This window comes from Lysinibacillus sp. NPDC097214, from assembly GCF_050277945.1.
Classification (GTDB): domain Bacteria; phylum Bacillota; class Bacilli; order Bacillales_A; family Planococcaceae; genus Lysinibacillus; species Lysinibacillus xylanilyticus_B.
In genome coordinates, this window is record NZ_JBNNSS010000002.1 from 434,441 (window position 1) to 446,239 (window position 11,799).

Here is an 11,799-nt window from a genome sequence, read left to right on the forward strand (position 1 = left end):
CTGGTCCTATTATACGCGACGAAACGGAAGATAAGAAAAAATCTTATCTTCCGTTATCATTCGTTAATCTCTTTTAGACTTTTGTCCCCAGAACTGGTAATAATTCGTTTCAATAAAGCCATTGAATAATTTACGTTTCTTCGTCGTTTGACGACCGTACAGTTCCTCAAAGTTTTTCATTGAAGATAGCATGTACACAGACCATGTCGGATGATTTTTCATGACTTTTCCTAAATCACGAATTACCTGCTCCACGACCTCAATGTCACCAATACGCTCCCCGTATGGTGGATTACCAATCATAACACCATCTGTTAGCTGTGTTGTAAAATCACGTGCTTGCATTTGCTTGAACGTAATCATATCACCAAAGCCCGCTTCTATTGCATTTTCTTGTGCAATACTCACCATGCGATGATCGATATCAGACCCGAAAATTTCTAATGGCTGATCATAATTCGCTAAGCTATCCGCTTCATCTCGCACGGCATCCCAAATTTTTGCCTTCATCCATGGCCAATTCTCTGAAATAAATTCACGATTATAGCCCGGTGCAATATTTTGTCCAAGCATTGCTGCTTCTAATGCAATTGTGCCAGAACCACAAAATGGATCAACGAACGGTCGATTCGGATTCCACTTTGAAATCTGTACGAGTGCCGCTGCTAATGTTTCTTTTAATGGTGCTTCGCCCTGCGCTTGACGATAACCACGCTTATGCAAGCCCGCACCTGATGTATCAATAGTAAGTGTAGCCACATCTTTTAAAATTGAAACTTCAATTTTATAAGTTGCACCGGATTCATCTAAAAATCCTAAACGCTTATAATGCTGTTTCATGCGCTCTACAATTGCTTTTTTAGTAATAGCCTGACAATCTGGCACACTAAATAATTTGGATTTAACAGACTTCCCCGATACTGGGAAAGCTGCATCAACGGGTAAATATTTTTCCCAAGGTAGAGCTTTTACACTTTCAAACAACTGTTCAAAAGATTTAGCCGGAAACTGACCTACAACAATTTTTACTCGGTCTGCTACACGTAACCATAAGTTTGTTCGTGCAATGGCCGTTTCGTCACCTTCAAAATACACTTTACCGTTATCGACTGTTGTTTCATAACCTAGAGCCTTTACCTCTTGTGCTACAATCGACTCTAATCCCATTGCAGAAGTTGCTACTAATTTATAATTTGCCATACACTAATTCCTTCCTTGATGTTCAATTCCCCAATACTCCAGAAACTTCAGAAGTTCATGGAGTGGTAAAGGTTTACTGTAATAATAGCCTTGGATTATATCACAGTTCATTTTACGTAGTATATCCACTTGTTGTGCTTGTTCTACACCTTCAGCAACAACTTTCATTTTTAAGCGATGCGACATTTGAATTATCGCATCCACTACTGCCTGTTTCTCTTCGAGTGAGCCAATATGCTGTATAAAGCTTCGATCGATTTTTAAATAATCAAGGGGGAAACGAACTAAATAACTAAGAGACGAATAGCCTGTCCCAAAGTCGTCAATAGAAATCTTAAAGCCCATTTTCTTGAGCCGTTCAAGCTTGCTAACCGTTTCATTTGCGCTATTCATCACTGTTCGTTCTGTAACTTCGATTTCAAAATTGTTAGCAGGTGTGTTGTAACGCTCTAATATCGCTTGAACAGAGTCTAAAAAGTTTTGTTGCTTAAAGTGAATGCTGGAAATATTTATAGCAACTGGAGTCTTATAGCCAGATTGACGCATCTCTATAACTGCTTCACAAGCTTTTTCTATAATTACCTCGCTTAAAGGTATGATTAATCCTGTTTCCTCAGCATAAGGAATAAATTCTGCTGGAGAGACAAATCCTAGACTTTCACTTTTCCATCGAATAAGTGCCTCTACTCCTTGTATCTCTCCATTTCCCATAGATATTTTAGGTTGGAAGTGCAGCTCAAATTCCCGGCTTTCAATGGCTCTCCGTAGTTCCGAATCTAATATTAAAACACGCTGAGAGTCCGTCTTCAATTCATCAAAATAAAATGCATAGTCGTTAAGGCCATTCTTTTTTGAATAACTCATCGCCTTGTCAGCACAATGAATCAATTGCTCTGTTGTTTCACCATCTATTGGATACATACTGATACCAATACTTGTAGAAATAAAAATATCTTGACCATTAATATCCAAAGGCTGTTCAATAATCCCTATAATTTGTTCAGCAAAATTGGCAGCTTCTTTAGCATTTTTTACGTTTGTCAACGTAATAATAAACTCATCACCGCCATATCTAGCAATGATATCTTTATTTTTCAACAATGTTTTTAAGCGCTTTGCTACTTCTACTAAAATGGTATCTCCAACAGCATGACCTAACGTATCATTAATTTGCTTAAATCGATCTAAGTCTAAAAAATAGACTGCGTGCTGTACTGAATGAGAGATAGCAGAAGTTGATTCTAATAGATTATCCATTCTGTCAATATAAGCAAATCGATTTGATACTTCCGTTAATGAGTCAGTTAACAAACGCTTTTCTAGTTCATTTTCTACGAACTTCCTTTCAGACAAATCTGAGAAAATGCCACAATAATTTGTAATCTCTCCCTCATCGTTGGCTACCCCTACAATTGATAACCATTCTGGATATACGTCTCCGGTTTTACGACGATTCCATATTTCCCCCTGCCAAATGCCTTCTTGTCGTATCTCTTGCCACATATCTAAATAAAATTGCAATTCATGTACACCTGACTGGAGAACGGCTGGCGTTTTTCCAATCACTTCATTACGCTTATAGCCAGTTACAAATTCAAATGCAGGATTGACCAATTCTATTCTTTTATCTTTATCCGTGATCATGATGCCTTCAGATACATTTTCGAAGATTTTTGTCATTAAGGCAGTAGGATACTTGGAAATCAAATTTAGCTTCTCCAGACTATCGTTAACTCCGCTCATGATTCTGCTCCATCCTATCTCTCTTTACTACCCTCGATTTTTTAGAAAAGCGCTTTTGCGCCAGTCTACTCGTATGTAGACAATATGTACATCGTTGCGATAACAGTTTAACTTCTTTCAGCATATGTTTTCTGTGGCGAAAGCGAAGCGTCACCTACAGTAGTCTCCCACCTCTATAGGTGGTGAGATGAATGCTGATTTAAGCTACTTTTCAGCGTGTGTCCAAACACCCTATGAAATATAGGAACTCAGTCTAAGAACGCCTCGTCCTGTGGCAATAACGAAATGACCGACATCGTGTCGGCCCTCGTACAGGCATGACCAACAGAGTACAGCCTTATTCTCAAACGTATATTGCGCATGTCTAGACATGATTTACAAGTAACTTTTTCTTACTATAGTCAAAAGAAAAGCTCTCCACCAAATTGGAGAGCGCTTGTCATTTCATAAATAAGCATCAAAAAATTCCATAAGCCATGTTTTGTTCCCGAGTACTCAAACAGCTATCGCCTCGTACGGCCGGGTAGTAATCATCTATCTACAGAGCGAACTCTGTCCCTCTATCCGTTCAATTCCTTTTAGAGAGTGCCCCTACCATAATTTGGGTTTCTCACTCGTGGGGTTTACCTCGTTCCACCTTGCATGTTTCCAAGCAAGCTACGTCACTGTGGCACTTTCAGGAAGTTTCAACCATATCCTTAAGACTTAGGTTTTCCTTCCGCCGTCAGCTTTTACAGCTGCCTTACCTTATTTTTTCAGTAAGCACGAACACTACGGTCATCTCAGAACCGTGCGAGCATGGACTTTCCTCTACGACGTCTAGCGCCGCAGCGATTACCAGAATTTCATGATGATAAAAAGATTATACTAGAGTTTTATGATAAATACAACATAATTAACGAAAATTTATTCGTACAACTTACTACCAAAGACGTGTTTCTCTAAATTAGAAAGACGTTTTAAAATATCAAAGTTTGTCGTACCAGCTGTCGATGCGACAGGTTGTCTCTTAGGAGTATTATCAATTTCTTCTTTTAACTGTTTATTTTCTTCACGAAGTTGGGCCACCACTTTTTCGAACGTTTCATAGTCTTGTATTATCTCATCAAGAAATGAATCGACTTCTTCTACATTGTAGCCTTTAAAGTTTTTCTTAAATTCCTTTTCAAGGATCATTTTTGACGTTAATTTAATATCCATTCACATCGCCCTTCCTCACACTACGTCGTTTCATTATATCACACTTCATCACATTATATCGTCTGAAAACATCAAATGTAAGGCTAAACTTGTCGTTTCTTGCGCTTACCTGGGAAATTATTTCTTATTTCCTAACCTGAGTAACCTCTTTTCCCAAGGAATTTCCCATTTTTGTTTTTGTTCTACTCTCCATTGCTCATTCTTCTTAATTAATTTTATACCCTCTTGCGTATAATAAAGGGCCTGATCATAATCTTTCATTTGATGCTCATATATCATCGCGAGCTGTTCTAATACATGCAACTGTTTTCGTTGATCTACGAAATGTAGAGAAGCTACAAATGCATCGATCGCTTCACTAAACTTTTTATTTCTTTTAAGCTGTATCGCCAAATAATATTGTGCGTTTCCTGCTTCAAGTGCATCAAATTGGGTCGTAACCTTTTCTAAAACCTTTACGCTCTGCGAACTCTCTTTTAAATCGGCATACCATTTACCAATATTCGTAAATGTTTTTGCCGATTCTTCACTCGTCTCTTCAAATAGCAAATTTGTAGAATGAACATAAAGCGTAATTAGTGAAAGTAAATCCCATTCATTATGAAGAAGGACTTTCATCAGTGCATCTGGAACACCGCTTTTGATGGCATCTAAATATATAATAGGTGCAAGATATCCAGGTATATCTCCAGTACGGGAAAAGCCAAGCTTCTCTTCTTCAACAGATGTTAATTTCATTCGTTCCATATCATTTTTCCATAAACGCTTTGAACTATGCAACAAATCGATTTGTCGCTGTGTACGAAGCTTAGGTAATTCTTTTTGGTTGAGCGTCCAACGTGTTTCAAGTTGCGGCCAGTCAAAGCTTTTTCCATTGTAAGTAATAACTGTCGCTGTTTTTTCCCAGAGCTTTGATTCAAAAAGTAACGCTGCTTCATGAGCAGGATCCGCTAAAATATATTGAGTTAAAATAAAGCTTTCATCTTCCTCTGACAATTCTAAAAAGCCTAAAAGAAAAATTTGTGTACCTACACCTTTTAAGCCAGTCGTTTCCGTATCAAAAAACAATACTTTTTCATTCATTTCTAACGCATATGGATGTTCGAACTTTGCCTCTTGCCATTTTACTAATGCATCAAAAAATGACTGCAATTTATAATGACCATGCTGATAACTAAATGGATAACGCACCTGCCGTTTAAAAACAATACCGAATTCATTTTTTACAACTGTCAGTCCCGCATTTTCCCACTGCTCTGTATAGATTGGGGGCACAGGTTTTTGAAAAGCAGGTTTATCCTCTTTTTTTATAGTTGTTGTCGTTTTTTTACCGAGCATTTTTTTCATTTGCAAAATTTTATTTTCGTAAGACATTACCTTCACTCATTTTCTGCATATTAAATTGCTAAAACTTATAATATTTTTTCTTCACTTACTGTAATCATAACGCATCTTTCAGCTTCTGCACAAAGAGAAGGTAAAAGTAGAAAAGCTAGTCGAGTGTTCTTGCCACTTTTCATTCGTTTCAGAGCAGCTTTCCGCGGATAAATTTAAATGGCTATATGTATGAAGCCTCAGTGGATGATGATTGATTATACGGTACAGTTAGGATGTATTATAATACAATAAATAATTATAAATTGGAATATTGTGAAATTGCCACTAATGCTGTTCACGAAATTGGACACTTCTAGATCAATTATTCCTCGGCATAATTGCATCCACATCATAGGAAAAGAAAGAATTAATGAAGAAATGGAGAAATTAAGGGGGTTTTAGTATGCTGAACACTTCTTCGAAACGTGTCATCACACTAACAGTTGTTACAATCGTAATCATTTTATGTTTGTTTTTAATAATGAATAAAGAAAAGCCGCTTCCAGTGGTTCAAGTAGACGCAAATGAAATTACATTTGACACTCCTGAAAAATTGGATGCTGCTGCAGATCTCATTATTATCGCATCTCCATCTAAAGATTTTATGGACCGTGAACACATGGTAACATTTTTTGATGACGGTACGATTGAAGACTTCTATACTTTAACAGAAGTCCAAGTTGATAAAGTTATTAAAACACCGGACAACTTTATTCTTCCTAAAAATAATTCTTTCAGTATTATTGAACCCGTTGGAATTGTAGAGCGAAGTACAGGGAATAGAAAGTTAGTCACAAATCATTATAAGGAGCTCAAGGAAAAAAGTTCTTACATTATGTTTTTACAACAAAACTCAATGGGACAGTACGGAATAATTAATAATAATTTAGGTAAATTTAACTTAGATAATAAAGATCCTTTAGATATTGGAGAAAAAAAATCATCAGAGGCTAAGAAGTTTAAAGATGATGTTCTCCAAAAATATTCTATCGACTAGGTAAATCCCCCAATAAAATAAAAGATTAAAGCCTATGCTTAAAATTAATTGAGTACCTGAGCTTTTAAGATTAATAGATAACTATTATTGTTATCTATTTTCTTTTTTCAAATACGAGAACGATAACTTTGATTAAATATCATTACTTAAACGATCTATTCTACACGAAAACCAATAAAATCATGTTAATATAATCCATTTAGTAGTATAATAATTCCATATTTTATTAATAGGAGGATATTCATGAAGAAATTAGTTTTATTTATTACAATGTTGTCTTTGTTTATGGCGACATCCTTAACAGCCGATGCACACCCAGGCCGTCTTGATAGTAACGGTGGTCATAACTGTTCTAAAAAGTCTCAAGACAAAGGTCTTTGCTCAGGTTATCATTATCATAATAAAAGCAACGAGGCAGCACCTTCTACCAATACAAGTCACAAAAAACCAACATATCAAAGTACACCAGAACCAGTGCTTACAACTGTAGATGTATATATCAATAATGTTAAGCAAAATTACAACCCAAGTGCTTATATTAAAAACGGAACAACTTTAGTTCCTATGAAAGCTATTTTTGTATCACTTGGTGCAACTGTTTCTTATGATAATGCAACAAAAAAAGTGACTGCATACAAAGGTAATAAAAAAATTGACATTGGCGTTGGAAATAAAAAAGCTTACGTAAATTCAAACGGCGTTACAACTACAATTAATTTAAATCATGCAGCTGAAATTTATAAAGGAACAACTATGGTGCCTTTACGTTTTGTAAGCGAAGCACTAGGCGCAGATATTACGTTTGATGACGCTGTATTTATTACAACAAAGTAATTAGTTTGAATTGCAAGGGAAGTACGCAATGACACTTACTGGGTTGATTCTTCATTGTAATTACCTTAACTAACGAAAGAAGGTTATTTTAATGGCAATAGAAGCTTTATTTGGTCTAATCATTGAACCAGTCTTATGGTCATTAGTTGTTTTTTGGGGCTTTCAGACAATTATTGTTACCTTCAATAATGTTGATACAAAAGCAAAAAAATATGCAATCGTCACTAGTGTCTTAGTGTTTTTATTAGTTATATCAGATGATATTATGAGATTATCAATTTGGTATAACTGAATATAAAAGTTGATCAATTTTATTTTGTAGACAAACTCAAAAAAATTTAAAATTGTCTACAAACTGAACCAGGTACTCATTTAAGTACCTGGTTTTCATTTATTTAGATATTCACTAATTAATTCTTCTACATTCGTTTTTAGAGCTTGCTTTGCAAAACGTAGCACTTCATCTTCTGAAGCTGTTTCTATCCAATCTACTCAGGAGATGGTGGAAGAAAGATTATTAGAAAAATCAAGAGCACGTTATGATGCCTGTCAAAAATACCTGAATGAACATCCTGGTACTACATTACATCTACTTTCCGAGATTATGCATTCAAATGTTTCTACTCTTGAATCAGATCAGAGACGATTCGGGAAATTTAAAAATTTAGCTCTAGCAAAAGGTAGTAACGAGTTGAGAACAAAAAGGCTTAAGTTACTCCGCACAACTTTGAAAAAATACCCTAACGCTTCTGGACGTCAACTAGAAGAAATTACAGGGATTAAACGTAAGATGATTTATAAATTAATCAAAGAAGAGGGCATGAAGGAATAGCGCTAGACTTTTCCTCTCATGCCCTCTTTTTATCTCTAATTTAAAATTCGAAGTAACTCTATTACTTTTTTCTTCGCTTGTTCCAAGCTATCCTGAGCCCCAATACATGATGGGCAACCGGATTCACAAGCACAGCCTGCTACATGCTCCAATGTCTTAGTCAATAAATCTTCCCATAAATCATATACCTTTTCACTTAATCCAATACCACCAGGATACTTATCATAAACAAAAAATGTCGGTTGCTCATTATGAGTTGCCTTTACCTGTGGGACAACTGCTACATCGCTACTATCACATTGAATAAACAAAGGTATGAACGCATTCATCGCATAGGCAGCTCCAGTCATGGCGTCCGTAAGCTCTGCCTCCGACCATTTTTCTACCGCAGAGAATGATAGCCACGATGAATTTGTATGCATTTCATCTGGTGGTAAATGAATAGGGCCAGAACCGATATTATCGTGTGTACCGAAGCGTATTTTTTTGAATATCGTTGCTTGTGCGACTAACCCAACATCACCGAAGCCAATAATACCGCCTTTATAATCTCGGCTCCGATCTTCTTCTAGTACCTTCATCTCGACCGCTAGATTAGCGTCAGTATAGTAATCGACATCTACTTCTCGTACATACGCTTTCTTTTCCTCCCAATCAAGTTTTTCTACTTGAAATTGAATGCCCTGATGCAAATAAATAGCCTCTTCATGTAGCAATGTCATCGCACTATGACGATCCATTTCACCAATAACCTTTGTTTGTGCAGGGACAGTCATATCAATGATCACAACATTTTCTTGCGAAGCAGAACGAAGACTAATATCATGTGCTGGAAAACGGTCACTCATCCAATGCCACTTATCACTCGTTTTAAAAACAACGCCTTCCTCCGCTAAATATTCCAGTAACTCCTGAATCTCATATTCACCATACGTATCATGCTTGGTAAATGGTAGCTCAAACGCTGCACACTTCAAATGATCCATTAAAATTAACATATTTTCAGGATAAATACGCGCTTCCTCAGGTGCACTACCTAGTAAAAAGAGTGGATGGTTTACTACATATTGGTCAAGTGCTGCTGATTGTGCTACATAAATAATTAGCGCCTCGTCCTGTCGACGGCCAGCACGACCTGCTTGCTGCCAAGCACTTGCGATATTTCCCGGATACCCTGTCATGATACATGCTTGTAATTGGCCAATATCGACGCCTAATTCTAACGCATTTGTGCTCACTACTGTTTGAATAGTACCGTCACGAAGCCCTCGTTCAATAACACGTCGCTCAGAGGGTAAATAACCACCACGATAACCTCGCACCGATTCATCTAAAAGCTTATTGCGTGTAAGCTCCTTTAAATACGTCACAATCATTTCTACTCGCACACGACTTTTGGCAAAAATAATGGTTTGAATACCTGCTGTATATAATCGTTTCGCGAGGTCACTCACCTCTAGAACAGCGCTTCGACGTACGCCAAATGTTTTATGGACGATAGGTGGGTTATAAAAAAGAAATGTCTTTTTCCCAACAGGCGCTCCAGAATCACTAATTAAGGCATGACTTTCATTCGTTAAAGATTCCGCTAGCTCTTTGGGGTTTTTAATGGTTGCTGATGTACAAATGAAAATCGGCTTACTACCATAAAACTCACAAATTCGCTTCAACCTTCGAATAACATGCGCAACATGTGAGCCAAACACACCTTTATATGTATGTAACTCATCAATGACGATATACTGCAAATTTTCAAATAGTGAAACCCATTTCGTATGGTGTGGCAAAATCCCCGAATGAAGCATATCCGGATTTGTCATCACAATATGCCCTGCCTTACGTACCTTTTGGCGAATGCCAGGCGCAGTATCCCCATCGTACGTATAACTTAAAATTTCTTCACCGCTTTGTTCGATTAATTCATTTAAATCATTTTTTTGATCCTGCGCTAAAGCTTTCGTTGGAAATAAATAAATAGCGCGTGAATTTTTATCTTCTACTATTTTTTGAAGTACCGGTAAATGGTAGCAATATGATTTTCCAGACGCTGTTGGTGTCACGGCAGTAAATGAAACACCCTCCATTGCGTAATCAAATGCCTGACGTTGATGAGTATACAGTTGTTCTATACCTCTTGTTCGAAGAGCCTTTACAAGTGAAGGATGTAAGTTTGCAGGGAAAGGTGCATACTTAGCCTCACGCCCTTCAAGCGTTTGCCAGTGTAAAATGCGTTCCTTCAGTTCTTCATCATATCTCCACTCATTTAACAGTTCACTAATGGTCCTTTTTTTCGATAACATCTGTTTGTGTCTCCTTCACTACCCGTTCTAAAATTTCCAACGTATAAGAGGTTGAATGAGTCGCATCTAAAAAACGCTTTTTACTTGTTTCTTTATAAAAGGATTGCACAACAAATTGCTCCATCGATTCTACCGCTGAAGCAATTTGTTGTGTATGCATATATTTTGGTCGGTTTTTTTGAATCCACATATTCGCCTCTTGTTGCCATTCCTTTAAAAGTTGGTGAATAATATCTGCGTGTGGCTTAACCTCTTCAAAAAAGTCGGGCGTACGATTCTCCTCACGCATTTGCCAAAAGCGTGAAACACATTTTTCACATTCATCTATTAATTTGGAAGTTTGCTGTAGTAATAACAAATTTCGCACCTCTTCTTATTAATTAAGGCTCATCACCAGAATGGATTGATTTCCGTTCCGATTGGGCACATTCCTAGGACATCTGATAAGCCGTTTAGGCATTAATCACACTTTGTTCCTCTATCGGTGCTCCAATCCCTATAACACGGCATACGTTTAAAAAAATGTCTCCCCTAAACCTTTGGTGATGAGCGTTAAAATATTCTTATATTAGGTTGGTACTACTTAAAATACAGATTAATCTTAATGTAAACGCATAATCTCATTATAAGCTAATTCCGAACCTGCTATTTAAAAATTCGTCTACAAAATTATTTATGCTATATGGGTAATTTCTCCCCAATGATGGATAGAAGCCCTTATTTATGGCTCATCACTTCGTTCCGAAAGTGCGAATACGTAATGCTAGACCCGAAGTCTTTATCACAAAACATGATGCTTTTAGCCTTCGTCCCACTACTAGCTTGTTCGTACCTTTGACCAAAGAGTCCCCTATTTCCGTAAATGACATATCCTTCAATGTAATAACATCTCTATCTATTAGTACTAAAGCTTAAAATACATCAATCATGGTGGCAAATAATGTATGAAAAATGCTCATATTGAGTTATTTATCTTGTATATGAGATAAGTGTACCAAAGTCTATCATTTTTCACTACTAATAGGCGAACAAGCATTCTTTACTTGCCAGTTCTTTTCTGCTAAGCTTACTTTCTGGCTAACAGATTTGAGCTGCTCAAAAAAATGCATACTCTGTGCATTGTTTTCCAAAGACACTCTTGTTAACAGTAATTGATTGACCAGATCCAACTGCGCAACTAATTGTTTTAACTTGTTCATAAAAACGCCTCCTTTGCTTTAATTTATGTATTCCTCGCATGTATAAAATTACCTTCATGCGTGACAAAATAAGCGTAAGTTAGCTGAAAGAAGAAGTATTTCGATAAAATCAAATCG

At 36.8% G+C, this 11,799-nt stretch carries 11 protein-coding genes and 1 other RNA gene; 4 read left to right on the forward strand and 8 right to left on the reverse strand.

Annotation, left to right across the window (positions count from 1 at the left end; genetic code table 11):
• Positions 1 to 63 precede the first annotated feature (63 nt).
• From ACQKMI_RS05925 to ACQKMI_RS05945, 5 genes are all read right to left on the reverse strand, one after another.
• Positions 64 to 1,200, reverse strand: coding sequence for a THUMP domain-containing class I SAM-dependent RNA methyltransferase (locus tag ACQKMI_RS05925; protein WP_427487728.1), 1,137 nt, complete (start codon positions 1,198 to 1,200; stop codon positions 64 to 66).
• Between the two features lie 3 nt (positions 1,201 to 1,203).
• Positions 1,204 to 2,943, reverse strand: coding sequence for a putative bifunctional diguanylate cyclase/phosphodiesterase (locus ACQKMI_RS05930; RefSeq protein ID WP_427487729.1), 1,740 nt, complete (start codon positions 2,941 to 2,943; stop codon positions 1,204 to 1,206).
• Between the two features lie 465 nt (positions 2,944 to 3,408).
• Positions 3,409 to 3,789, reverse strand: an RNA gene (gene rnpB / locus ACQKMI_RS05935) — RNase P RNA component class B.
• A 60-nt stretch (positions 3,790 to 3,849) separates the two neighbouring features.
• Positions 3,850 to 4,143, reverse strand: a complete 294-nt coding sequence (gene gpsB / locus ACQKMI_RS05940) for a cell division regulator GpsB (RefSeq protein ID WP_323646594.1) — start codon at positions 4,141 to 4,143, stop codon at positions 3,850 to 3,852.
• Between the two features lie 117 nt (positions 4,144 to 4,260).
• Positions 4,261 to 5,517, reverse strand: coding sequence for a ribonuclease H-like domain-containing protein (locus ACQKMI_RS05945; protein ID WP_427487730.1), 1,257 nt, complete (start codon positions 5,515 to 5,517; stop codon positions 4,261 to 4,263).
• Between the two features lie 406 nt (positions 5,518 to 5,923).
• On the opposite strand from ACQKMI_RS05945, the gene ACQKMI_RS05950 reads away from it, so the two are divergent.
• The 4 genes from ACQKMI_RS05950 to ACQKMI_RS05965 all read left to right on the forward strand — a co-directional run bounded on the left by ACQKMI_RS05950 (position 5,924) and on the right by ACQKMI_RS05965 (position 8,183).
• Positions 5,924 to 6,517, forward strand: a complete 594-nt coding sequence (locus tag ACQKMI_RS05950) for a hypothetical protein (RefSeq protein ID WP_427487731.1) — start codon at positions 5,924 to 5,926, stop codon at positions 6,515 to 6,517.
• A 243-nt stretch (positions 6,518 to 6,760) separates the two neighbouring features.
• Entirely contained in the window at positions 6,761 to 7,351 is a 591-nt protein-coding gene (locus ACQKMI_RS05955; RefSeq protein ID WP_427487732.1) for a copper amine oxidase N-terminal domain-containing protein, read from the forward strand.
• Positions 7,352 to 7,442: 91 nt separating this feature from the next.
• On the forward strand, positions 7,443 to 7,643 hold the full coding sequence (locus ACQKMI_RS05960; protein ID WP_427487733.1) for a hypothetical protein: 201 nt from the start codon (positions 7,443 to 7,445) through the stop codon (positions 7,641 to 7,643).
• 210 nt (positions 7,644 to 7,853) lie between these two features.
• Positions 7,854 to 8,183 (forward strand): hypothetical protein, encoded by a 330-nt coding sequence (locus ACQKMI_RS05965; protein ID WP_427487734.1) that lies wholly within the window; start codon positions 7,854 to 7,856, stop codon positions 8,181 to 8,183.
• Between the two features lie 35 nt (positions 8,184 to 8,218).
• Here ACQKMI_RS05965 and ACQKMI_RS05970 read toward each other — a convergent pair whose 3' ends face one another.
• The 3 genes from ACQKMI_RS05970 to ACQKMI_RS05980 all read right to left on the reverse strand — a co-directional run bounded on the left by ACQKMI_RS05970 (position 8,219) and on the right by ACQKMI_RS05980 (position 11,682).
• Positions 8,219 to 10,483, reverse strand: coding sequence for a DEAD/DEAH box helicase (locus ACQKMI_RS05970; protein WP_427487735.1), 2,265 nt, complete (start codon positions 10,481 to 10,483; stop codon positions 8,219 to 8,221).
• Positions 10,458 to 10,841: a YppE family protein gene (locus ACQKMI_RS05975; RefSeq protein WP_419150380.1), complete on the reverse strand. Its 384-nt coding sequence runs from the start codon at positions 10,839 to 10,841 to the stop codon at positions 10,458 to 10,460. The genes ACQKMI_RS05970 and ACQKMI_RS05975 overlap by 26 nt, the downstream gene beginning before the upstream one ends.
• Before the next feature lie 646 nt (positions 10,842 to 11,487).
• Complete coding sequence (locus tag ACQKMI_RS05980; RefSeq protein ID WP_079560000.1) at positions 11,488 to 11,682, reverse strand: endonuclease; 195 nt, start codon at positions 11,680 to 11,682, stop codon at positions 11,488 to 11,490.
• Between the last annotated feature and the right edge of the window lie 117 nt (positions 11,683 to 11,799).